This is a genomic window from Streptococcus salivarius (assembly GCF_009738225.1).
Lineage (GTDB): Bacteria > Bacillota > Bacilli > Lactobacillales > Streptococcaceae > Streptococcus.
The window spans coordinates 1-24,382 of the sequence record NZ_CP018187.1 but is presented as its reverse complement, the minus strand read 5'-3'; the positions used below and the strand labels follow the sequence as shown (position 1 = coordinate 24,382).

Genomic DNA, 24,382 nt, shown 5'->3' with positions numbered 1-24,382 from the left:
TAACAAGACTAAAAAGATTTAACCTTAACCTCGACATTTTCCCGTCTAAAAGCAGTTCCAGAAAGTAAAGACATTTTGCCATAAAATAAAAACGATTCGAGAAAATTCGAATCGCCTTTTTGTATTCATTATGGGTAAATATAGTATACAGAACCACCATGAGCTGATGATGTTGGATCAAATGTACCACGGTAGTTACCGATTGACATGTTACCAGCATAGTTTGATTCCATAACTTGAATTGAATTTGCACCTGATGCTGATGTGACGTAAGCTACGTGACCATAACCACCACCATCATTTGGCCAAACCGCAATTGCACCGGCTACAGGAGTTGTACCAACTGAGTGACCAGCTGCTTGTGCGCTAGCAATCCAGTTTTTAGCATTACCCCAGTAATTACCAACCCATGAAGCTAATGATTTAGCACCCCAAGTACATTGACCAACAGGATATGTATTAGGAGTTGATGCAGCTGATACTTTAGGAGTTTCAGCTGCAGGGGCTGGAGCTTCTGAAGCTGCTGGCGCTTGACTTGCAGGAGCTTCTGAAGTTGCCGCAGGTGCTTCGCTAGCAGGAGCAGGAGCTTCTGAAGCTGCTGGAGCAGCTGATTCTGGTTGTGCTTCAGATGTTACTGGAGCAGCAGGCTCTTGTTGTGCCTCTGACGTAGCTGATTCTGGTTGTGCTTCAGATGTTGCTGGAGCAGCAGGCTCTTGTGTTGCTTCTGAAGTTGCAACAGTTGGCTCTTGAGTAGTTTCTGAAGTTTCTGATGAAACCGGTTCTTGTGCTACTTCTGAGGCTGTCGCTGTTTCTGAAACAGTAGCTTCAGAAGGTTGAGCTACAGCTTCTGAAGTTGCTGCCGCCTCTGATTGAGCTACAAATGCTGCCGCTTCTGAAGATGCTACTGCTTGTGCTGCTGCCTCTGATTCTGCAATTGCTTGAGACTGAGCAACTGATGCTGCAGTTGAAGCTGCCACAGCTTCTGCAGTTGATTTAGCAGAAACAAGTGAAGTTTTTTCATCTTGTGCTGTAGCCAATTCTGCAGCCAAAGTAACTTGTGCTGCTTCTAGTTCAGCTTGTTGAGTTGTCAAACCAGCTTCTGTTGTTTCAAGCTCAGCTTTATTAGTTGCAATTTCATTAATAGCAGCTTGGTTTTGTTCTTGCTTAGCAGCAAGCTCTTTTTGATCAGACTCTTGTTTTGTCAACATGTCATTATTAGCCGTAACAACTTTTGAAATAGCTGTGATACGAGTAATAGCTTCAGAGATTGACTTAGAGTTCAAGATAGAGTTGATGTAGCTAGTCGCAGTGTTATTTTGTTGAGCACTACGAGCTTGTTTCGCCAAAGAATCTTGACGAGCTACAATTTTACTTGATAATTCTTGAATTTCAGATTCCAAATCTGCTGATACTTTTTCAAGTTCAGCATTTTTAGTTTCCAAATCTGATTTTTGTGTTCTAAGTGTAGATACTTGAGATTGGATTGTAGCAACTTGCGCTTGTGCAGTCTCTTGTTGAGAAGCAAGGTTACTAATTGCGTTATCTGCAGCAGCGATTTGCGAATCATAATCCTCTGCATGTACTGATGCAGCTGCTGATAAGGTTACACCACTTACCAACACTGCTGAAAGAATACGTTTTTTCATAATATAAAATACTACTCCTTTTCGATAAGACCTTCTTATTGTATCAAAAAATGGCGCAAACTTTGTTACGCCAATATTACAGTTCTATTTAAATCTATCAACTGACAGATACAAAAATAATTTTTCAAGAATAGATTTAATAAAGATAAAGATCAAAATATTAAACACTATACTAGGACTTAGTTGATAAATAATAAAATCAGTCACAGACTCATTGGAGAAACCATAGAATAAGGCAAAGCCAAAATTTATGGTATCAAAGAGAAATAAGAATAAAAACATTAACAAAAAATCAACATAGGTATTTCTCTTAACAATTCGTCCTAGCTGAGTTAACAGATAGCATAACAGTGGCAGAGTTAGAATCACTATACCAACTGTTTTGAAATAATAGGTATCATAAAGAAATCCAAAACAAATAAGGTAAAGAAATGCATACTTATTTGGAAAATCAAGAGTTAAGATGAAAATATAAATAATAAAAAGATGAGATGATAGAAAAAAGTCAGGGGATAAATAATGATTAAGTATCATAGAAATATGACCATCCCATAGAAAAGGGACAATACTCAGTAAGAAAGGAATAATAGAATACTTGGATAATTTCATATTATTTACCATCTCCAACTAAAGTAACATAAGAAATTTTATCAAAATCAGCATAAGGTTTTACCAAAATCGTACGATTTCCTTCATAATCAATAACAGAGTCTACAGTACCAATTGGAACATCCTTTACTGATACATCATCAAGACCACTTGTGACTACTACAGTGCCGACCTTAACGTTAGAAGATGAATTGAGTTGTGTCATCTCTAATAGCTTCTTTTTATTATCATAACGTGATATAATCCCGAAAATCTGATTATCATCCTCTGATTTAACACTAGATGCAAGGTAGCTATCACTAGAATTACTAGAAAGTAAAGAAATAGTTGTTGTATCATCATAAACTTTAGTTACAAAGCCAATAACTCCACCATTAGAAGTTGCTAGCATAGATTTACTAACATTCTTAGACTTACCCACATTAATAGTTAACTCTTTTAACCAAGTCACAGAAGGCCTCATAGAAACTTCAGCAGTGAGAACATTATCACGACTTAGCTTGTCCGAAAGATTAAGCGATGCTCTTAAAGAATCATTCTCTTCTTGCAAGTTAGAAATAATAGCCGATTGATTTTCTAAATTTGATAAAGATTTTTTTAAATCACGATTCTCAGAATAAGTTGATAAAAGATCAGAAAGAACATTGTGAGATTTTGATAGTGCAGTAAATGGAACTGAAACCACAGAGTCTACTTTTGTAACTAAACCGGATACATTAAAAGAGATATCCTTCGTTAATTTTTTATTAGTAAAGACAAAAGAAAAAAGCATTACAAAAAATAGAATAATAATAAACCCATAAAGAAGAAATCGATAAAAACTATTTTTCATTTGTCACCTCAAAAAAAAGAAAACGAATTATCTAAAAGATAATTCGTCATAATACTACGGAGAATGGGGGATTCGAACCCCCGCGCCAGTTACCCGACCTAACGATTTAGCAAACCGTCCTCTTCAGCCTCTTGAGTAATTCTCCAATATGGGCACGAGTGGAATCGAACCACCGACCTCACGCTTATCAGGCGTGCGCTCTAACCATCTGAGCTACGCGCCCAAGCAAATGCTTGGCTATAATATCCAAATAAAGCGGGTGACGAGAATCGAACTCGCGACAACAGCTTGGAAGGCTGTAGTTTTACCACTAAACTACACCCGCTTAACAAAATGGCGCGAGACGGAATCGAACCGCCGACACATGGAGCTTCAATCCATTGCTCTACCAACTGAGCTACCGAGCCATATTGCGGGAGCAGGATTTGAACCTACGACCTTCGGGTTATGAGCCCGACGAGCTACCTAGCTGCTCCATCCCGCGTTAATTATAAGGAGGATGTGGGATTCGAACCCACGCACGCTTTTACACGCCTGACGGTTTTCAAGACCGTTCCCTTCAGCCGGACTTGGGTAATCCTCCAAATATATAATTAATATATGGACCTTGTAGGACTCGAACCTACGACCGCTCGGTTATGAGCCGAGTGCTCTAACCAGTTGAGCTAAAGGTCCAAGAAATCCATATATATAGCGGCGAAGGGGATCGAACCCCCGACCTCCCGGGTATGAACCGGACGCTCTAGCCAGCTGAGCTACACCGCCATAAATCGGGAAGACAGGATTCGAACCTGCGACCCCTTGGTCCCAAACCAAGTGCTCTACCAAGCTGAGCTACTTCCCGATAAAATGCACCCTAGAGGAGTCGAACCTCTAACCGCCTGATTCGTAGTCAGGTACTCTATCCAGTTGAGCTAAGGGTGCTCATTATTATATTATGCCGAGGACCGGGATCGAACCGGTACGAAAGTTTCCTTTCGCAGGATTTTAAGTCCTGTGCGTCTGCCAGTTCCGCCACCCCGGCTCCTCAAGCGAACGACGGGATTCGAACCCGCGACCCCCACCTTGGCAAGGTGGTGTTCTACCACTGAACTACGTTCGCATTTTATGCCGGCTACATGACTTGAACACGCGACCCTCTGATTACAAATCAGATGCTCTACCAACTGAGCTAAGCCGGCTAACTTTTCTAATGCGGGTGAAGGGACTTGAACCCCCACGCCGTTAAGCGCCAGATCCTAAATCTGGTGCGTCTGCCAATTCCGCCACACCCGCATATATGACCCGTACTGGGCTCGAACCAGTGACCCATTGATTAAAAGTCAATTGCTCTACCAACTGAGCTAACGAGTCTCAAATATTTCTACTTGAACGGTCCCGACGGGAATCGAACCCGCGATCTTCGCCGTGACAGGGCGACGTGATAACCGCTACACCACGGGACCTATGGGAGTTAACGGGATCGAACCGCTGACCCTCTGCTTGTAAGGCAGATGCTCTCCCAGCTGAGCTAAACTCCCTTTGCGCTAAGCGACTACCGTATCTAACAGGGGGCAACCCCCAACTACATCAGGCGTACTAGGGCTTAACTTCTGTGTTCGGCATGGGAACAGGTGTATCTCCTAGGCTATCGTCACTTAACTCTGAGTATTCTCAACTCAAAATTGAATATCTATACTGTATCAAGAAACCAAATCGTTGTCAATATGTCTCAGTTACTTTCTTTGGATAAGTCCTCGAGCTATTAGTATTAGTCCGCTACATGTGTCACCACACTTCCACTTCTAACCTATCAACCTGATCATCTCTCAGGGCTCTTACTGATATAAAATCATGGGAAATCTCATCTTGAGGTGGGCTTCACACTTAGATGCTTTCAGCGTTTATCCCTTCCCTACATAGCTACCCAGCGATGCTCTTGGCAGAACAACTGGTACACCAGCGGTAAGTCCACTCTGGTCCTCTCGTACTAGGAGCAGATCCTCTCAAATTTCCTACGCCCGCGACGGATAGGGACCGAACTGTCTCACGACGTTCTGAACCCAGCTCGCGTGCCGCTTTAATGGGCGAACAGCCCAACCCTTGGGACCGACTACAGCCCCAGGATGCGACGAGCCGACATCGAGGTGCCAAACCTCCCCGTCGATGTGAACTCTTGGGGGAGATAAGCCTGTTATCCCCAGGGTAGCTTTTATCCGTTGAGCGATGGCCCTTCCATGCGGAACCACCGGATCACTAAGCCCGACTTTCGTCCCTGCTCGAGTTGTAGCTCTCGCAGTCAAGCTCCCTTATACCTTTACACTCTGCGAATGATTTCCAACCATTCTGAGGGAACCTTTGGGCGCCTCCGTTACCTTTTAGGAGGCGACCGCCCCAGTCAAACTGCCCGTCAGACACTGTCTCCGATAGGGATAACCTATCTGGGTTAGAGTAGCCATAACACAAGGGTAGTATCCCAACAACGCCTCACTCGAAACTGGCGTCCCGAGGTCATAGGCTCCTACCTATCCTGTACATGTGGTACAGATACTCAATATCAAACTGCAGTAAAGCTCCATGGGGTCTTTCCGTCCTGTCGCGGGTAACCTGCATCTTCACAGGTACTAAAATTTCACCGAGTCTCTCGTTGAGACAGTGCCCAAATCATTACGCCTTTCGTGCGGGTCGGAACTTACCCGACAAGGAATTTCGCTACCTTAGGACCGTTATAGTTACGGCCGCCGTTTACTGGGGCTTCAATTCATACCTTCGCTTACGCTAAGCACTCCTCTTAACCTTCCAGCACCGGGCAGGCGTCACCCCCTATACATCATCTTACGATTTAGCAGAGAGCTGTGTTTTTGATAAACAGTTGCTTGGGCCTATTCACTGCGGCTGACCATAAGTCAGCGCCCCTTCTCCCGAAGTTACGGGGCCATTTTGCCGAGTTCCTTAACGAGAGTTCTCTCGCTCACCTGAGGCTACTCGCCTCGACTACCTGTGTCGGTTTGCGGTACGGGTAGAGTATAATTAACGCTAGAAGCTTTTCTTGGCAGTGTGACATCACTAACTTCGCTACTAAACTTCGCTCCCCATCACAGCTCAATGTTATAAATATAAGCATTTGACTCATATCACACCTCACTGCTTGGCCAGACACTTCCAATCGTCTGGTTTAGTTAGCCTACTGCGTCCCTCCATCACTATATACTCTAGTACAGGAATATCAACCTGTTGTCCATCGGATACACCTTTCGGTCTCTCCTTAGGTCCCGACTAACCCAGGGCGGACGAGCCTTCCCCTGGAAACCTTAGTCTTACGGTGGACAGGATTCTCACCTGTCTTTCGCTACTCATACCGGCATTCTCACTTCTATGCGCTCCAGCACTCCTCACGGTACACCTTCTTCGCACATAGAACGCTCTCCTACCATACCTATAAAGGTATCCACAGCTTCGGTAATATGTTTTAGCCCCGGTACATTTTCGGCGCAGGGTCACTCGACTAGTGAGCTATTACGCACTCTTTGAATGAATAGCTGCTTCTAAGCTAACATCCTAGTTGTCTGTGCAACCCCACATCCTTTTCCACTTAACATATATTTTGGGACCTTAGCTGGTGGTCTGGGCTGTTTCCCTTTCGACTACGGATCTTAGCACTCGCAGTCTGACTGCCGATTATATCTCGTTGGCATTCGGAGTTTATCTGAGATTGGTAATCCGGGATGGACCCCTCACCCAAACAGTGCTCTACCTCCAAGAGACTTAACATCGACGCTAGCCCTAAAGCTATTTCGGAGAGAACCAGCTATCTCCAAGTTCGTTTGGAATTTCTCCGCTACCCACAAGTCATCCAAGCACTTTTCAACGTGCCCTGGTTCGGTCCTCCAGTGAGTTTTACCTCACCTTCAACCTGCTCATGGGTAGGTCACATGGTTTCGGGTCTACGACATGATACTAATGCGCCCTATTAAGACTCGGTTTCCCTACGGCTCCGTCTCTTCAACTTAACCTCGCATCATATCGTAACTCGCCGGTTCATTCTACAAAAGGCACGCTCTCACCCATTAACGGGCTCGAACTTGTTGTAGGCACACGGTTTCAGGTTCTATTTCACTCCCCTCCCGGGGTGCTTTTCACCTTTCCCTCACGGTACTGGTTCACTATCGGTCACTAGAGAGTATTTAGGGTTGGGAGATGGTCCTCCCAGATTCCGACGAGATTTCTCGTGTCTCGCCGTACTCAGGATACTGCTAGGTATAAAGACTATTTCGAATACGAGGCTATTACTCTCTTTGGCCTACCTTCCCAGGTAGTTCTTCTATAATCTTTAAGTCCACGTTGCAGTCCTACAACCCCGAAGAGTAAACTCTTCGGTTTGCCCTCTTGCCGTTTCGCTCGCCGCTACTAAGGCAATCGCTTTTGCTTTCTCTTCCTGCAGCTACTTAGATGTTTCAGTTCACTGCGTCTTCCTCTACATTACCTTAACAGTAATGAGTGACAGGCATTACCTGCCGGGTTCCCCCATTCGGACATCTCTGGATCATTGCTCACTTACAGCTCCCCAAAGCATTTCGTCGTTAGTCACGTCCTTCATCGGCTTCTAGTGCCAAGGCATCCACCGTGCGCCCTTATTAACTTAACCTTATTTTGGTCTTGCGACCTAACTCATTAAATATTCACAGCGTTTCGGTTTATTTTCTTGTTACTATCTATATGTAATTAATTACATATGGAATTTGATATAGATATTCAATTTTCAATGGACAATACTTGAATCTTTCGATTCAATGGAGCCTAGCGGGATCGAACCGCTGACCTCCTGCGTGCAAAGCAGGCGCTCTCCCAGCTGAGCTAAGGCCCCACAAGACCTCTCAAAACTAAATAAGAAACTCAAGTACATTCCGTTTTTCCTTAGAAAGGAGGTGATCCAGCCGCACCTTCCGATACGGCTACCTTGTTACGACTTCACCCCAATCATCTATCCCACCTTAGGCGGCTGGCTCCAAAAGGTTACCTCACCGACTTCGGGTGTTACAAACTCTCGTGGTGTGACGGGCGGTGTGTACAAGGCCCGGGAACGTATTCACCGCGGCGTGCTGATCCGCGATTACTAGCGATTCCGACTTCATGTAGGCGAGTTGCAGCCTACAATCCGAACTGAGATTGGCTTTAAGAGATTAGCTTGCCGTCACCGACTCGCAACTCGTTGTACCAACCATTGTAGCACGTGTGTAGCCCAGGTCATAAGGGGCATGATGATTTGACGTCATCCCCACCTTCCTCCGGTTTATTACCGGCAGTCTCGCTAGAGTGCCCAACTGAATGATGGCAACTAACAATAGGGGTTGCGCTCGTTGCGGGACTTAACCCAACATCTCACGACACGAGCTGACGACAACCATGCACCACCTGTCACCGATGTACCGAAGTAACTTTCTATCTCTAGAAATAGCATCGGGATGTCAAGACCTGGTAAGGTTCTTCGCGTTGCTTCGAATTAAACCACATGCTCCACCGCTTGTGCGGGCCCCCGTCAATTCCTTTGAGTTTCAACCTTGCGGTCGTACTCCCCAGGCGGAGTGCTTAATGCGTTAGCTGCGGCACTGAATCCCGGAAAGGATCCAACACCTAGCACTCATCGTTTACGGCGTGGACTACCAGGGTATCTAATCCTGTTCGCTCCCCACGCTTTCGAGCCTCAGCGTCAGTTACAGACCAGAGAGCCGCTTTCGCCACCGGTGTTCCTCCATATATCTACGCATTTCACCGCTACACATGGAATTCCACTCTCCCCTTCTGCACTCAAGTTTGACAGTTTCCAAAGCGAACTATGGTTGAGCCACAGCCTTTAACTTCAGACTTATCAAACCGCCTGCGCTCGCTTTACGCCCAATAAATCCGGACAACGCTCGGGACCTACGTATTACCGCGGCTGCTGGCACGTAGTTAGCCGTCCCTTTCTGGTAAGCTACCGTCACAGTGTGAACTTTCCACTCTCACACTCGTTCTTGACTTACAACAGAGCTTTACGATCCGAAAACCTTCTTCACTCACGCGGCGTTGCTCGGTCAGGGTTGCCCCCATTGCCGAAGATTCCCTACTGCTGCCTCCCGTAGGAGTCTGGGCCGTGTCTCAGTCCCAGTGTGGCCGATCACCCTCTCAGGTCGGCTATGTATCGTCGCCTAGGTGAGCCGTTACCTCACCTACTAGCTAATACAACGCAGGTCCATCTTGTAGTGGAGCAATTGCCCCTTTCAAATAAATGACATGTGTCATCCATTGTTATGCGGTATTAGCTATCGTTTCCAATAGTTATCCCCCGCTACAAGGCAGGTTACCTACGCGTTACTCACCCGTTCGCAACTCATCCAAGAAGAGCAAGCTCCTCTCTTCAGCGTTCTACTTGCATGTATTAGGCACGCCGCCAGCGTTCGTCCTGAGCCAGGATCAAACTCTCATTAAAAATTTAATAATTGTTCGAGCGTTAACTCATTACCGTCGTCTGACGATTTATTCTTGTAAATTGACAGGTTATAATTTCTTCTATCATAACCCTGCACTTGGTTTCTTATTCAGTTCTCAAAGGTCTTTGTCTCTCTTGAGACAACTCCTATATTCTAGCAAATCCAGAATAACTTGTCAACACTTTTTTTGAAGTTTTTTTCACTTCTCGTGTTGGCTGTCTCTCGCGAAACAGCTTATTTATAATATCATCTCTGACCTGTCTTGTCAATAACTTGTGTTGATTTTAATTTTCTTTTTTTATAATACTTTTTAATAGTAATTCTTCTCTCGATTTATCTAAAAAAAGAAGAGTAAAACTCCTTACTCTTCTTCATCTTTATTTTTATTTTCAATTCTTTCTTTGACTTCGTCGTAAGATAGGGCATGGTTATCTTCTTCTGAATCTCCAAGAGAATCCTCCGGCATCTTACCAGTCTCAAAAATCGACTTGATTTGTGCAGCATCAAGTGTTTCATACTTAAGCAAAGCTTCTGCAATGAGAGCATGTGTTTCTCGGTTTGCATTGATAATTTCAGCTGCTTTGTCATGTGCCTCAACTAAAAGTGATCGAATTTCTTCGTCAATAAGTTGAGCTGTATGAGCTGAGTAAGACTTATCTGTCGTAAATTGTCCTGGATTCATCGCATGATTACCTTCATATTGGACTGGTCCAAGTTTTTCGCTCATACCATATTCAGTAACCATTGCACGTGCTAACTGTGTTGCTTGCTCAAAGTCATTTGAAGCGCCTGAGGTTTGAACGTTGAAAATAATTTCTTCTGCAACACGTCCACCCATAAGTCCTGCCAATTGTTCTTTTAGCTCATCTTTAGATGACAACATCTGATCCTCTTTTGGTAGAGAAATCATATAACCACCTGCGCGACCTCGTGGAACAATAGTAACCTTGTGAACATCACGAGCGCTAGAAAGTGTTAAACCAACAATTGTATGTCCTGCTTCATGGTAAGCCACAACTTTACGTTCGTGTTCTGAAACTTGGCGGTCTTTCTTAGATGGTCCAGCAATAACACGATCCTCTGCTTCGTCGATATCACTAGCATCAATTCTAGTCTTACTACGTCGTGCAGCAACTAGGGCTGCTTCATTCAAGACATTCTCTAAGTCAGCTCCAACAAAACCTGGAGTTTGTTGAGCAACAACTTTAAGGTCAACATCTTCAGCCAATGGTTTATTCTTGGCATGGACTTTCAAGATAGCTTCTCGGCCTTTTACATCTGGGCGACCAACAAGAACTTTACGGTCAAAACGTCCTGGACGTAGGAGGGCTGGATCAAGAACATCACTGCGGTTGGTTGCAGCAATGACAATGATATTCTCATTTCCATCAAAACCATCCATTTCTATCAACAGTTGGTTAAGGGTTTGTTCACGTTCGTCGTTACCGCCGCCCATTCCAGTACCACGACGACGGCCAACCGCATCGATTTCATCAATAAAGATAATAGCACGTTCGGCCTTCTTAGCGTCTTCAAAAAGACTACGAACACGACTTGCTCCGACACCGACAAACATCTCTACGAAATCAGAACCTGAGATACTAAAGAAAGGAACATCTGCTTCACCAGCAACAGCTTTAGCAAGCAGTGTTTTACCTGTCCCTGGAGGGCCTTCAAGGAGAACACCCTTAGGGATACGTGCACCAAGTGCTTTATATTTACGTGGATTTTTGAGGAAATCTACGACTTCTACAAGTTCTTCTTTTTCTTCTTCCGCACCAGCCACATCTGTGAAACGAACTTTAATATTCTCTTTTGATTGAGTCTTAGCACGGTTGCGGCCAAAATTCATAGCACCACGGTTACCGCCTTGATTCATCATGAAAAGGAAGAAAATAGCAATCCCAATCAAAGGTAGGTAACTAAAAAGATATGAAATCCAAGCACCACTTGAACTTTCACGTATCATTTTAACATTAACATCAGCTGCTTCTGATGCTGACTGCAATTTCTGCATGGTTGTTTCATTCTGCAGCACAGTCGATGTAAAGCTACGTGTCTCTGATGATGCACTACCTAAAAATGGTAGACTAAGATCAGTATCAACCTTTTCGGCCTTTTTGTAGCTACCTTTAACTTCAATGATACTACCGTCTGGCTGATAAGTGATAGATTTTACCTTACCATCTTCAATTTTCTTAACCAACTGTGTGTAAGACAATTGTTGACTTGGGCTTTGGCTTCCTCCTGCAAAGTATTGTACTCCGGTTACAACCGCAATAATAACTATGATGTAGAGAAAAGCGTTCCGTAAGAAGCCATTATTATTTTTATTATTCATAAATTAATTAGACCTTTACTTATTTTGTATAAATTTCTTCTTTTAGGACACCGACATAAGGGAGGTTACGGTATTTTTCATCATAGTCTAGTCCGAAACCAACGATAAATTCATTAGGAACATCGTAACATACGTAATCTGCCTCAATATCAACAACACGACCTTCTGGTTTATCAAAAAGAGTTGCGATTTTGACTGAATTGGCTTTACGGTACTTGAACATATCTCGAAGATAAAGGAGCGTACGACCTGTATCAATGATATCTTCAATAAAGATGATGTCTCGTCCTTCAACATTAGTGTCAACATCTTTAAGAATCTTTACTTCACCACTGCTGACAGTTCCGCCACCATAACTTGAAACGACCATAAAGTCCATCTCAATATGGGTGTCGATATGTTTGATAAGTTCTGCCATAAATGGAACAGCACCTTTCAAAACACAGACTAGAAGAGGATTTTTCTCCGCATAATCCTCTGTCAGTTGTTGTCCTAGTTCTTTAGTTTTAGCTACGATATCCTCTTGGGAAAAGAGGACTTTTTTAATGTCTTTTTCTAACATTTGGGTTCCCTTTCTCGAAGTCAATATTCTGTTATTATACCACTTTTACTTCAATCATCGTTATTTGAACATGGTATTTGATTAGAAATTCTTATAAATGACTACAGTGCCATAAAGTATAGCATTTTCAGGTCTTTTTTTCAAATAGAGACGCCCAGCAACATAAAGAAAAATAATATGACCATCTTGTTCTCCTACGATAGCTTTTTGACGATCCTTCTCTAAAATCTTATTGTCTATAAACAGTCGTCTTAATTTTTTATGGTGACTACCAAGGTCAATCTTATCGCCTTCTTTTCTATGACGAATCACTATTGGGGCCTCTGACCAAATACTAATAGCATCTGTGTTAGAAACGTCATTGAATTCTGAAAAAGTCAAGGTATAATCCTCAAACTCAACAGATTTTCCAAATTCTAAGAGACAAGGAGGCGATAAAGAAATAGACGCTTCTTTCCTTATCAAGAAATCTGTCTGTGTTTTTACTAGTTCATAACCATTTTTTAGGGGCATCTTTCCTGAAGTATTTTTCCTTAGATAACTTATTAATTGATTAAATTGGCCTTTAGAAAGCTGTAAATCAGGAAAGGAGTCTAAATAATTCTGAAGAAGAAAGAGCTGGACAGCATCTGACTGTTGCTGAAAAACAGATAAATCAGTGATACTAATATCCTTTGTTAACTCTCCTAGAGCTTGCTCTATAAGACCAATCTCCTCGGCTAAAAGACAAAGGTGCTCCTTAATTTTAGGATTTTCCTGAGATAAAGTAGGAAGATAGGACAGTCTGATGCGATTCCGAAGGTAGGCTAGTGAAGTATTACTCCTATCTTCAAAATGGAAAGTTACGGGAAGCTGAGCTTTCGTAAGATGCAAAAAGGGACGAATAATCTGACCAGTGCCAAATGGTCTGATAGCTGAAATTCCTGTCAGGTGTCTTAAACGACTTCCTCTCAACAGTCTCATAAAAATTGTCTCTGCCTGATCATCTGCATGATGGGCTGTTACAAGAGCAGAGTAATCATAATCTTTCATGACCTGCTTAAAAAACTCATAGCGAAAGGTACGGGCAGCATTTTCTGAAAACTTTCCTGAGAATGCACTATAGTGAAAAGGGACCTTGTGTTCCTCTGCCCAATGATGTAAATACGCTTCTTCATGCTCCGACTCTTGTCGTTGTTTATGATTAACGTGAGCAATCCCCAACTGAATATCCAAATCTTTTTGATGGTTATACAAAAAGTGCAGCAAACTCATAGAGTCTGCTCCACCTGATACTGCTACTAAAATTTTCTTGTGCCGGTTAAAATAACCCTTGGCTTGCATCATTTGCAACAATTTTTGTGTCATTATTTCAAAATTCCATAAACATCATCTGCAATTGAGGTGATTTTGTCATAGCCTTCTTTATCCGTAAAAATCGATAAAATAAAGGGAGAATCTGCATAAACAATAGCGACGTCATGTTTAAAGTCGTAGGCATCCCCTATTTTATGTGCAACAGGGACATCAATGTTTTTGGAAATACGTTCGCCATCATAGTCCGTGCTTGAAAGATAATTGATAATATCTCCATTTTGTCTATAAACAGCCTCCATCAAAGTACCTGCGGCTCTAGCAGTCAACTCCTTTTTATCCATATTCCACGAGGTCGCTGCGGCTTTATCTACTGATTTTTGGAAGGCTTTATCATACTGATTGGCTACATAATAACCTAATATATTTGTCGCTACATTATCTGAGTTTTGGGCTACAGCCTTCAACAGATTTTCTAAGCTATAATTTTTATCATCAGGCATCTTACTAATCTTTCCAGAACCATCTGGATCATAAGCACCTGGAAAACCATTCACAGCAGAGGTATATTGATACTCATCTGATAATGCTAATTTCTCTTGAGACAGACGTTCCTGTGCATAGTAGAGTAGACCAAGCTTCGCTACACTAGCTGCATACATGCTTTTTTCGTCATTGATAGCAGCTACTCGGTTCGTATCAAGCTGTTTAACATAAACTGAAATGCGCTCTTGATTGTTATACTTCTCATTAAGGACTTTTTGAACAGACTCGATGCGATTATCAGTCGTTGATAAATCAGAAGCGTTAATCCACCCCTCTCCGTCTACCAAATAGTAGGTCCCTGCATGCGTCTGAGCTACTTGGCTAACCTTAATAGGTTTGAAACTAGCGAGTTTAGAGTCAGCTTTTTCGGTTCCTAACACGTAAGGTTCTTTGTATACCGTTAAACCATCTTTAGTCCAGAAGGTCATATCTACTGGTTTTTGATTATAGATACTATCATCCACAATTGATTTCTGACTAGCGGCTACATAATCACCATCTTGAAGTTGGAAAACAGGTTCACCTTTAGCATTCCAAAAAATAGCAGAAATCGATAGTTTGGTATCCGCTTGGATACTGGTTTTAAATTCTGTTAAATCCTTGTTCTTATAAGTTAGGATAGTTGTTATCGTTCTTGGATTTTTAGGAATCTGTTTAAATTGAGTCAAACTAGCTGTAGTATTTTGAGTCAATTTTTGGACCTGTTTTGGGGTCAGAGTTAGCTCCTTCTCCATAGGAAGTAGGACCAGGGGGCTAGAAGATACAAGCACAACAGTTGCAGCTATTAAGAGCTTTTTCATGCTTGCTTCTTCACCTCCTCTTTCCTCGGTAATTCCGTTTTAAGTTGCTGATTTTTTTCTGATAGTTCCTTTAACTTGGCTTCTGAATAGGTTAAAAAAGTTTCTACAGTTTTAAGTAAATCTTTCATTAGGGTAATAAGCTTGGTACAGGATAGATAGACTCTCCTTCACGTGAATAATAGTACTTAGCACGCGCATATTTCTCGGCGAAAGCATCATCCTTAAGTTTCTTAGCCAAATCCTTTCGTTCCTTTGTCTGATCTGACAATTTATCATAGTCTTTCTGAAGCGACAAGACTTCCTTCTCTTGCTGTTTGATGTTCATATAGGTCTCAACCAGATTGTAGGTTGGCAAGATAAAGAGTAAAACAACCACAAAGAGAATCCACCCCATAAAGCGATTCCTTTGTTCGTGTTCGGCACGCTCTAATCGTTGCTCTTGATTGGCACTATCAATGTAATCATTCGTAAGCTGTACAATATTAGGCTTCTTGCTCATCTGCTTCAATCCTTGTTTCACTTATAATCTCGTACATTTTTGCCGCATCTTCTTTTTTCGTACTATCTTTCATTTCTAGAACACGGACAGTCAAGAGTTTATTTCCAAAACGAACTTCCACTTGGTCACCAATTTTTAAATCTGTAGATGACTTAGCGAGTACACCATTTACTTTTATACGCCCTTTATCAGCCACTTCTTTAGCAACTGGACGGCGTTTGATAATTCGTGATACTTTTAAATATTTGTCTAATCTCAATGTTACTGTTTCCTTTTCGTTAGGATATCTCTTCTATGATAGCATTTTTTTTAGAAAATAGGGGACTAAAGCCTTTTCAATACAAAAATAAGAGGATCAACACTAGTCGACCCTCTCAGGAGATTTATGAAAAAGAAAAGTTTTAGGATGTTTTATAGTATAGAGAGACTTACTTAAACTTTCCTTAAGCTTCTTTTTTTTCTTTACGTTCTTTGATTTCCATAAATGTCTGTCCAAAAATCTTTAATTCTTCAAGAATTTCATAGTCTTTCTTGTTACGAACATCAAAAGTAATCTCTACTTTCCCCTGGTTATCACTGATTTTTGCTTTTAAATGCGTTTTAGAGATGGCTTCGAAATAATCTTGAGTCAAGAAGAATTTGAGAGAGGCTTTTTCGAAACGAACAGTGATAGTATCGTTCTTACGCTCAACTAATTCTGCAAAGGCAGCATCCAAATAGGCCTTAACCAGACCAATCTCAATGAGATAGGCAACTTGGTCTGGATATTCTCCAAAGCGGTCAATAAGCTCATCTTGAAGGTCTTGATAGTCTTTCTGATTCTCAATTTCTCGAATACGCTTATAAATTTCAATTTTTTGACGCTCGTCAGAAATATAGTCAGAAGGGAGATAAGCATCAATCTGAAGATTGAACTCTGCATTTCCTTTACGTCGAACTTGAGTTTTACCTTGACGTTTATTAATAGCCTCTTCCAAGAGTTGCGAGTACATCTCAAACCCGACTGAGTCGATGAAACCACTTTGAGAAGCACCAAGAATGTTCCCTGCACCACGAATTGATAAATCACGCATGGCAATTTTGAAACCTGATCCCAGCTCTGTAAAGCCTTTAATAGCATCCAATCGCTTCTCAGAGACCTCCGTCAACACTTTGTCAGGACGATACATGAGATAGGCGTAAGCAATTCGATTACTACGTCCCACACGACCTCTCAACTGATAAAGGGTAGATAAGCCCATATGATCTGCATTCTCAATGAAGAGAGTATTAACGTTGGAGATATCAATCCCTGTCTCGATAATGGTCGTTGCTACCAATACATCGTAATCACCATTCAAGAAATCCAAGAGGGTATTCTCCAACATAACCTCACTCATCTGACCATGAACAAATCCGATACGTGCTTCAGAGACTAGCTCATGTAATTCAGAAACTTTTTGATCAATGGTTTCAACACGATTATAAACATAAAAAATCTGACCACCTCGGTCCATCTCTCTTAATATCGCTTCTCGAATAAGACCAGGATTGGTTTCCATAACATAAGTTTGAACTGGATAACGGTTGGTAGGTGCTGTCTCAATAATCGACAAATCACGAATACCTAACATAGACATATGAAGCGTACGAGGAATAGGTGTCGCAGTTAGAGTAAGGACATCAACCTTAGCTTTCAACTCCTTAAGTTTCTCTTTATGCTTCACGCCAAAACGTTGTTCTTCATCAATTACTAGCAAGCCTAAGTCAGAAAACTTAACATCTTTAGACAGTAGGCGGTGGGTACCAATAATAATATCAATACGCCCTTTAGCTAGATTTTCAATAGTCTCATTCTGCTCTTTTTTACTTCTAAAACGACTGAGTTCATCTACTTCAACGGCATGATTTTCAAAACGCTCTTTAAAATTCAAATAGTGCTGATGGGCAAGAACCGTTGTAGGAACTAAGATAGCAACTTGCTTTCCATCATTGACTGCCTTGAAGGCGGCACGCATAGCTACCTCTGTCTTACCAAAACCAACATCACCAACCAAGAGACGATCCATGGGTTTGTCTGACTCCATGTCTGCCTTAATTTCCTTGATAGAACGCAATTGATCCTCTGTCTCAGCATAGGCGAAATCATCTTCGAAATCTCTTTGATTATCATCATCTGGTGAAAAAGCAAAACCTTTAAGTTGACTACGCTCAGCGTAAAGTTTTAAGAGATCATCAGCAATATCCTCTACTTGCTTACTTACTTTTTGTTTAGTCTTTTGGAAACGCCCATCATTGAGTTTATTAATTTTAGGCTCTTTCCCGTCCGCTGACACATACTTAGAGAGACTCTCAATCTGCTCAACAGGTAGAGAAATTGTTGCAGCATCCTGATATTGGATGGTCAAGTAGTCACGATGCACCCCTTTAATCTCAATAGTCTCAATACCTTTAAATTGTCCGATACCATGAGTCTGGTGTACAACATAATCACCTTTTTCAAGCTCATTGTAATCTTTTAGACGCTCAGCATTGGAAACGTGACTGGCACGCGCACGACGTTTTACTTTTTTATGGAAAATCTCACGTTCAGTGACCAGAACAAGCTTTTCATCAGCAAAGTAAAAACCATTGGATAAGTTTCCTAGAACTAATTGAGGCTTATGAGGAATCAAATTTCCAAAACTACTAAGTGGTAAATCTAAATCATATTCTTCCAAGGTTTCCTTCAAAGATTTGAGTTGCTTTTCAGACCCCACTTGTAAAATAACTGTAGCCTTATTCTTGGTATAGCGATGTATTTCATCAACTAGAAGTGGAAACTGGTTAAAGAACTCCTGCATTGGGTATTGCGTAAATTGATACAACTTATCAAATTTAAGATTTCCCAAGCCCTTATGAAAATTCGAAAAGAAACTAGCTGGCTGATAGTTACGTAAAGTCTTAAATGAATCCACTAAGTAATTTAGATGACTCAGAGACTTGCCTTGGTGAAGATCCTCAGTTAAAAGATTAGCCACCTCCAATTCAAGACGTCCATGGCGGTCCACTATCTTTTGAAAATCATCAATGAATACAGGAGTTCCTTTGGGAAGGTAGTCAAATAAGGTATAAGCCTTATCATAAAAGAGAGACAAAAACTTACGTAAATCTTTATGACGGTATCCATCAATCGTAACCGACAGAACTTCCTCAAGGTAAGCCTTATGAGGACCTTCTGCCTTCGAGACCGCACTTTCTAGGGCCTTCTCAGCACGCTGGTAATCCTCTCTTGTTAAGATAATATCATCTGCTGGTGATACGATAACATGCTCTAAATTGTCTAAAGATTTCTGACTATCGCTATCAAACTGACGAATGCCATCAATCTCGTCTCCAAAAAATTCTAAACGGTAGGGGAGCTCTGAAGTCAGTTCATAAATATCTAAAATATCGCCCCTCCGACTAAACTCACCAGGTGAGAGAACCTGTTCTACTCTTTGGTATCCAATATGAGTCAGATGCTTACTGAGAGCCTCTAAATCATGTTCCTCCCCTGGTGTTAAGTCAATGCGAGAGTCTTTATAAACCTTAGGGTTAGGCAAATGTAACTTAGTACCAACTAAACTCGTGACCAAAACCCCACTGGCCTCTTTATCCATTAAAAAATTAAGACTTTCAAGACGAGAATGGGTCTTTTCTGGAGAAGCGAAGATAAACTCTGCAGCTACTACATCATCTGCAAAAAAAGAATAAACCTTATCCTCTCCTAAGATAGCTGACAAATCTCCTGTCAGTTGCTCAGCTTCATTTTGTGTTGAAGTAACGATTAAAATCTTAGGAACTTGCTCAGAAAGAGCGGATGCCATGACAACTGCCTTGCTGGAACCAGAAAATCCCATGACCAACTGCCTACTCAATAGGGTTACTTTATCACGCCACTCAAGCAATTGATGATTCTTCTCAAAAAGATCTAATAGAGTATTAGCCATTATAACGCCTCATAGTATCTTCGAAATCATTGGTTTTCAGGTAATGATTGAGGGCTGCCTCCACCTTGTCTAAAGTCAGTAAAATTGTGGCATAGTCGTCTTCACTAAATTTTCCAAGGACATGATTAACGACCGTCATTCCTTTCTGTGGGCGGCCAATACCAATTTTTATACGGTCAAATTCTTGAGTGCCAGTTTCAGCAATGATAGATTTAATACCATTATGACCACCCGCTGAACCTTTTTGACGAAAGCGCAATTTCCCAACTTCCATATCTAAGTCATCGTAAATGACGATAAAATCCTCCATGGGAATATTGTAATAAGCTAGTAATGCTCTAACAGCTAGACCTGATAGATTCATAAAGGTTGTTGGTTTCACAAAATAAACCTTCTCACCGTTTAAAAAGGTCGAAGCCACTTCAGCCTTAAAGGTCCTTTCTTCAGAAAAAGTTAATCCCAGTTCCTTAGCCATTAGGTCAATAGCCATAAAACCAACATTGTGACGTGTCTCATGGTATTTTGAACCAGGATTTCCCAAGCCAACTACTAATTTTGTCATTATTTCTCCTCTTTGATAAACAGCAAAAGGACTGAAAAATACTTTTCAGCCTTGTGCACTATTTTTATTTTCTAAACGTTGAAACGGAATTCCATGATGTCGCCATCTTGGACAACGTATTCTTTTCCTTCTTCACGAAGGCGACCAGCTTCCTTAACAGCTTTCTCAGAACCATATTTAATGAGATCATCGTAAGACATGGTTACGGCACGGATAAAGCCTTTCTCGAAGTCAGAGTGGATAATTCCGGCTGCCTGTGGTGCCTTGATACCGCGTTTAAAGGTCCAAGCACGTACTTCTTTCTCACCAGCAGTAAAGTAAGTTCCAAGACCAAGCAAGTGATAGGCTGCGCGTGTCAGTTTATCAACTCCTGATTCTGTCAAACCAAGGTCTTCCAAGAACATTTCTTTGTCTTCATCATCCAATTCAGAAATTTCTTCCTCAACACGTGCCGAGATAACAACTACTTCTGCATTTTCAGTCGCTGCAAACTCGCGAATTTGTTTGACATAATCAATATCATCAGGATTTGCGACTTGGTCTTCATCAACATTAGCCACATAAAGTACTGGTTTTGTTGTTAAGAGGAAGAGTCCCTTAACAATTTTTTGCTCTTCCTCAGTAAAATCAATCGTACGTGCAGACTTACCATCTTCTAGAACGGGTTTAATCTTTTGAAGAATATTAAACTCTGCTAAAGAATCTTTATCTTTTTGTGTACGTGCAATTTTTTCGACACGCGCATAACGTTTGTTAATTGATTCAAGGTCAGCCAAAATCAATTCTAGATTGATTGTATCAATATCAGCCATCGGATCTACAAAGGCATCCTCACGCCCTTGTTCACGCATAACGTTTTCATCATCGAAAGCACGAACGACATGGACAATCGCATCTACTTCACGAATGTTCGCCAAGAACTTATTTCCAAGACCTTCACCCTTTGATGCTCCTTTTACGATACCCGCAATATCTGTGAACTCAAATGTGGTTGGAACTGTCTTTTTAGGGGTAATAAGTTCAGTCAGTTTCGTCAAACGCTCATCCGGTACCTCAACCATACCGACGTTTGGATCAATTGTTGCGAAAGGATAGTTAGCAGCTTCCGCACCCGCTTTTGTAATTGCATTGAAAAGAGTTGATTTACCAACGTTTGGCAAACCAACGATACCTGCTGTTAAAGCCATTAATTTATTTCTCCATAAAAAAGTAATTCAGTTAATTATAACACAAAAATTGTTAAAAATAGGCAACTTCCCTTTGAGAACCAGAAAAAGGAAAGCAAGGCAAAGAATGCTATAAAAAAGATGATTATGAACTATAGAAAGTTTTTATATTGCTAGTGAACTGATTTTCTGAACATAAAACTCTCGTTATATAGTTTCTCCAACATCTGTTATAAAACCTTCTTAAGTTTCTTCTCGAAATCATGACGACTCATCATGACCACATGATCACAATTCGTACAACGAATCTTAATGTCAGCTCCAAGACGGATTACTTCCCATTCATTAGCTTTTTTTCCTGTTGCTTTGATAGTACAAGCATGTGGTTTTTTCATTTCAACTAAACTTCCAATTTGGTACATAAACTCCCTTTCTAGTAAAAAAGTTATCCACAGTGGATAACTTTTTCGATTTTAGTTTGTTCTTACAGGTGTAATCAATTGAATAAAATTCTCACTGTCATCTGCTGGCGTCAATGTAAATGGACGTACTGGTGAAATGAAACGTACACGGACAGTCTCACTCTTAAGAGCTTTCAAAGCATCTATTAGGTAGGTTGGATTGAAACTAATGACCAAATCACTACCTGAAACATCTTGCACGTCAATATCCTCATTCACCTTTCCGACTTCTGGCGAATTAACATGGGCACTGACACTACCATTAATGATTTCGAGTTTAACGGTACCACTTTGACTAGCATTAGAAATCAAATATGAACGTTCCATAGCAGAACGAAGGCTAGCTGTCTCAAAAACAACTTCTGTTTCAAATGAATCGGACAAGAGACGATTAGTGTCTGGATAATTTCCTTCAAGTAAACGTGTATAGAAAGAAATTGTTTCACTACGGAATAGAATTTGATTTGCTGAGAAGAAGACCTCTAAGTTTTCAATATCATCGCTAAAGACTGCTGACAATTCTTTAAGTGAGCGACTTGGGATTACAACATCAAAGTTATCTGCAGAATGCTCCAGAACAAGTTGACGTTGGCTCATTCGGTGAGAGTCAGTTGCTACAGCTTTTAGATCTTTATGATTTGAAAGAACAAAATGAACTCCGGTTAAAATTGGACGACTTTCTTGTGTGCTTGCTGCAAATGAAGTTTCAGCAATGATAGATTTTAAAACTTTTGTGTCCATGAGTAATGGTGTCAAGCTATCAACTTCCTGAATACGGGGATATTGTTCAACATCTTTCCCTTTTAAAGTAATCTCTGATTTACCACTCTTTAGTAAAACTTGGTATTGTTCGATTTCTTCAAAAGTAAGGGTAACATCAGGCAAGCTTGAGACAACATTAATGAAAAAGTTTGCTTCCAAAAGGATACTACCTGGCTGTGTAATTAATAGACCTGCATTTTCTTCCGAAACTGAGATACTATTTTCAATTGAGATTTGTCCATTTGATCCTGTCAAATAGATACCATCACTGGTAACTTCGATTTTAATCGTCGATAGAATTGGGATAGCATTTTTAGAAGAAATAGCACGGCGAGTCGTATGAAGTGCTTGTAAGAAATAAGCTTTATTAATCGCAAATTGAATCATGATGCTCCTTTATTTTTATTAGTATTATTTTAGTAGTAGTAGTAGGTCTTGTGGACACTGTGCATAAGTCTACAAAACATAGTTTTATCAAGGCTTTGAACTTGTGCACAGCCTGTGGAAAAGTTTGAATGATTTTTAATAGTTATCCACAAGTGTCATTTTATCTTGTTTTTGATGGTATCAATTTCAATGCGTAAACTGTCATCTTGGGCAATCATATTTTTGATTTTATTGTATGCGTGTAAGACAGTTGAGTGGTCTCTTCCGCCAAATTCTTTTCCAATTTTTGGAAGGGAGTTATCAGTCATTTCACGCGCAAGATACATGGCTACCTGACGTGCCAAGACAATATTTTGTGTTCGTTTAGTTGCCTTAATTTCTTTTACAGTGACATTATAAAATTTCCCTACCTCAGTTTGGATATCCTCAATCGGAATAAGAGTTAACTTAGGACCATCCATTTTACGTGCACGAATAGCTTCAGCAGCTACCTCAACTGTGATAGTATCTAACTGGCGAACATTGGCAACTAAGCTAATATCTTTTAAGGCCCCCTCCAAGTCACGGACATTTGAATCAAATTGGCCAGCTAAATACTCAATTGTTTCAGGAGGAAAATGATAATCATAGTCCATAATCTTATTAGTAAGAATGGCCACTCGCGTTTCAAAGTCAGGTGGTGTGATATTGACGGTTAACCCCCATTTAAAGCGCGTGACAAGACGCTCTTCCATCTCGTTCAATTGATCTGGATTACGGTCGCTAGTCAGGACAATTTGTTTATTATTATTGTGAAGGACATTGAAAGTATTGAAGAATTCCTCTTGAGTGGCTTGCGTTGATTTTTTAGCCAATGATTGAATATCGTCAATTAAGAGAACGTCCAGATGACGATATTTAAGTTTTAGTTCGTCCATTTTATCTAAACGGATATGTACAACAAATTCATTAATGAAATTCTCTGCAGTGATGTATTTAATGCGTGCTTGAGGATTATCATGTAAGACCTTGTTTCCAATGGCATTGAGCAAGTGAGTTTTCCCGAGACCAGGTCCTCCGTAAATAAATAGAGGGTTATAAGTAGCTCCTGGTGAATCAGCTACAGCTAAAGATGCAGCAACTGACCAACGATTTTCATCCCCTTGGATAAAATTATCAAAGGTATACTTACTATTTAAGTCTGAGTCCAATGTAGGAAGAGCAGGGGTCTGCTGTTCCTTTTTATTACCAAAGTTATTATTTGCTACAGTTGGATTTGCCTCGTTTATGAGTGCTTCGTCAAAGACGTACTCAACTTTTATTTCACTATTATAGGCTTCAAAACCAGCCATCAAAATGAAAGATTGCATATTCTTTTCCCAGAATAGCTTTTTGACTTCTTCAAGCAGAATTGTAGCAACGTTATTTTGAACTTTGATGAGCTTGGTATCTAGGACATAATAATCAAAAGTGGCTTGTGTTAGTTCCTCTTTGGCCAGCTCTAAGAGCTTATTCCAAAAAAAATGCTCTTTTTCGGTCAT

General features: G+C 41.0%; 16 protein-coding genes, 18 tRNA genes and 3 rRNA genes. All 37 read right to left on the bottom strand.

What is annotated here, in order from left to right:
* Positions 1-128 precede the first annotated feature (128 nt).
* The 37 genes from BSR19_RS00185 to dnaA all read right to left on the bottom strand — a co-directional run bounded on the left by BSR19_RS00185 (position 129) and on the right by dnaA (position 24,382).
* Entirely contained in the window at positions 129-1,646 is a 1,518-nt protein-coding gene (locus BSR19_RS00185) for a PcsB-like coiled-coil domain-containing protein (protein ID WP_156246283.1), read from the bottom strand.
* An 84-nt stretch (positions 1,647-1,730) separates the two neighbouring features.
* Positions 1,731-2,255: a rod shape-determining protein MreD gene (mreD, locus tag BSR19_RS00180; protein ID WP_156246282.1), complete on the bottom strand. Its 525-nt coding sequence runs from the start codon at positions 2,253-2,255 to the stop codon at positions 1,731-1,733.
* 1 nt (position 2,256) lies between these two features.
* Entirely contained in the window at positions 2,257-3,087 is an 831-nt protein-coding gene (gene mreC, locus BSR19_RS00175) for a rod shape-determining protein MreC (protein ID WP_060972872.1), read from the bottom strand.
* Positions 3,088-3,144: 57 nt separating this feature from the next.
* Positions 3,145-3,232 (bottom strand) — tRNA-Ser (locus tag BSR19_RS00170).
* Positions 3,233-3,236: 4 nt separating this feature from the next.
* A tRNA-Ile gene (locus tag BSR19_RS00165) sits at positions 3,237-3,310 on the bottom strand.
* A 31-nt stretch (positions 3,311-3,341) separates the two neighbouring features.
* A tRNA-Gly gene (locus tag BSR19_RS00160) sits at positions 3,342-3,412 on the bottom strand.
* A 9-nt stretch (positions 3,413-3,421) separates the two neighbouring features.
* Positions 3,422-3,494: transfer RNA gene (locus tag BSR19_RS00155), tRNA-Phe, on the bottom strand.
* A 3-nt stretch (positions 3,495-3,497) separates the two neighbouring features.
* A tRNA-Met gene (locus tag BSR19_RS00150) sits at positions 3,498-3,571 on the bottom strand.
* A 9-nt stretch (positions 3,572-3,580) separates the two neighbouring features.
* A tRNA-Ser gene (locus tag BSR19_RS00145) sits at positions 3,581-3,670 on the bottom strand.
* Between the two features lie 18 nt (positions 3,671-3,688).
* A tRNA-Ile gene (locus BSR19_RS00140) sits at positions 3,689-3,762 on the bottom strand.
* A gap of 16 nt (positions 3,763-3,778) precedes the next feature.
* A tRNA-Met gene (locus BSR19_RS00135) sits at positions 3,779-3,852 on the bottom strand.
* A gap of 5 nt (positions 3,853-3,857) precedes the next feature.
* A tRNA-Pro gene (locus tag BSR19_RS00130) sits at positions 3,858-3,931 on the bottom strand.
* Between the two features lie 6 nt (positions 3,932-3,937).
* Positions 3,938-4,011 (bottom strand) — tRNA-Arg (locus BSR19_RS00125).
* A 14-nt stretch (positions 4,012-4,025) separates the two neighbouring features.
* Positions 4,026-4,111: transfer RNA gene (locus BSR19_RS00120), tRNA-Leu, on the bottom strand.
* A 6-nt stretch (positions 4,112-4,117) separates the two neighbouring features.
* Positions 4,118-4,189, bottom strand: a tRNA-Gly gene (locus BSR19_RS00115).
* 6 nt (positions 4,190-4,195) lie between these two features.
* Positions 4,196-4,268, bottom strand: a tRNA-Thr gene (locus BSR19_RS00110).
* Positions 4,269-4,280: 12 nt separating this feature from the next.
* Positions 4,281-4,362 (bottom strand) — tRNA-Leu (locus BSR19_RS00105).
* Between the two features lie 5 nt (positions 4,363-4,367).
* Positions 4,368-4,440 (bottom strand) — tRNA-Lys (locus BSR19_RS00100).
* A 19-nt stretch (positions 4,441-4,459) separates the two neighbouring features.
* Positions 4,460-4,532: transfer RNA gene (locus BSR19_RS00095), tRNA-Asp, on the bottom strand.
* A gap of 2 nt (positions 4,533-4,534) precedes the next feature.
* Positions 4,535-4,607: transfer RNA gene (locus BSR19_RS00090), tRNA-Val, on the bottom strand.
* A 5-nt stretch (positions 4,608-4,612) separates the two neighbouring features.
* Positions 4,613-4,728: ribosomal RNA gene (gene rrf / locus BSR19_RS00085) — 5S ribosomal RNA — on the bottom strand.
* 83 nt (positions 4,729-4,811) lie between these two features.
* Positions 4,812-7,711 (bottom strand): 23S ribosomal RNA (locus BSR19_RS00080).
* Positions 7,712-7,857: 146 nt separating this feature from the next.
* A tRNA-Ala gene (locus BSR19_RS00075) sits at positions 7,858-7,930 on the bottom strand.
* A 54-nt stretch (positions 7,931-7,984) separates the two neighbouring features.
* A 16S ribosomal RNA gene (locus BSR19_RS00070) occupies positions 7,985-9,532 on the bottom strand.
* The 16S, 23S and 5S rRNA genes sit together here with 18 tRNA genes alongside, the layout of an rRNA operon.
* A 362-nt stretch (positions 9,533-9,894) precedes the next feature.
* Positions 9,895-11,874, bottom strand: a complete 1,980-nt coding sequence (gene ftsH / locus BSR19_RS00065; RefSeq protein ID WP_084869521.1) for an ATP-dependent zinc metalloprotease FtsH — start codon at positions 11,872-11,874, stop codon at positions 9,895-9,897.
* A 19-nt stretch (positions 11,875-11,893) separates the two neighbouring features.
* The gene (gene hpt / locus BSR19_RS00060) at positions 11,894-12,436 is read right to left on the bottom strand and encodes a hypoxanthine phosphoribosyltransferase (RefSeq protein WP_060972955.1); all 543 of its coding nucleotides are present in this window, start codon (positions 12,434-12,436) and stop codon (positions 11,894-11,896) included.
* Positions 12,437-12,517: 81 nt separating this feature from the next.
* Complete coding sequence (tilS, locus tag BSR19_RS00055) at positions 12,518-13,783, bottom strand: tRNA lysidine(34) synthetase TilS (RefSeq protein ID WP_156246281.1); 1,266 nt, start codon at positions 13,781-13,783, stop codon at positions 12,518-12,520.
* The gene (locus tag BSR19_RS00050; protein WP_049545972.1) at positions 13,783-15,075 is read right to left on the bottom strand and encodes a serine hydrolase; all 1,293 of its coding nucleotides are present in this window, start codon (positions 15,073-15,075) and stop codon (positions 13,783-13,785) included. Before BSR19_RS00050 ends, tilS begins: the two co-directional genes overlap by 1 nt.
* Positions 15,072-15,203 (bottom strand): SP_0009 family protein, encoded by a 132-nt coding sequence (locus BSR19_RS00045; RefSeq protein WP_156246280.1) that lies wholly within the window; start codon positions 15,201-15,203, stop codon positions 15,072-15,074. The genes BSR19_RS00050 and BSR19_RS00045 overlap by 4 nt, the downstream gene beginning before the upstream one ends.
* Positions 15,203-15,574: an FtsB family cell division protein gene (locus tag BSR19_RS00040; RefSeq protein ID WP_037597264.1), complete on the bottom strand. Its 372-nt coding sequence runs from the start codon at positions 15,572-15,574 to the stop codon at positions 15,203-15,205. Before BSR19_RS00040 ends, BSR19_RS00045 begins: the two co-directional genes overlap by 1 nt.
* Entirely contained in the window at positions 15,558-15,833 is a 276-nt protein-coding gene (locus tag BSR19_RS00035; protein ID WP_002883975.1) for an RNA-binding S4 domain-containing protein, read from the bottom strand. The genes BSR19_RS00040 and BSR19_RS00035 overlap by 17 nt, the downstream gene beginning before the upstream one ends.
* A 184-nt stretch (positions 15,834-16,017) precedes the next feature.
* On the bottom strand, positions 16,018-19,524 hold the full coding sequence (mfd, locus tag BSR19_RS00030) for a transcription-repair coupling factor (RefSeq protein WP_156246279.1): 3,507 nt from the start codon (positions 19,522-19,524) through the stop codon (positions 16,018-16,020).
* Entirely contained in the window at positions 19,517-20,086 is a 570-nt protein-coding gene (gene pth, locus BSR19_RS00025; protein WP_060972959.1) for an aminoacyl-tRNA hydrolase, read from the bottom strand. The genes mfd and pth overlap by 8 nt, the downstream gene beginning before the upstream one ends.
* Positions 20,087-20,157: 71 nt before the next feature.
* Positions 20,158-21,273 (bottom strand): redox-regulated ATPase YchF, encoded by a 1,116-nt coding sequence (ychF, locus tag BSR19_RS00020; protein ID WP_060972960.1) that lies wholly within the window; start codon positions 21,271-21,273, stop codon positions 20,158-20,160.
* 209 nt (positions 21,274-21,482) lie between these two features.
* Positions 21,483-21,674: a DUF951 domain-containing protein gene (locus tag BSR19_RS00015; RefSeq protein ID WP_037599384.1), complete on the bottom strand. Its 192-nt coding sequence runs from the start codon at positions 21,672-21,674 to the stop codon at positions 21,483-21,485.
* A gap of 51 nt (positions 21,675-21,725) precedes the next feature.
* Positions 21,726-22,862, bottom strand: a complete 1,137-nt coding sequence (gene dnaN, locus BSR19_RS00010) for a DNA polymerase III subunit beta (RefSeq protein ID WP_002883965.1) — start codon at positions 22,860-22,862, stop codon at positions 21,726-21,728.
* 155 nt (positions 22,863-23,017) lie between these two features.
* Entirely contained in the window at positions 23,018-24,382 is a 1,365-nt protein-coding gene (gene dnaA / locus BSR19_RS00005; RefSeq protein WP_060972961.1) for a chromosomal replication initiator protein DnaA, read from the bottom strand.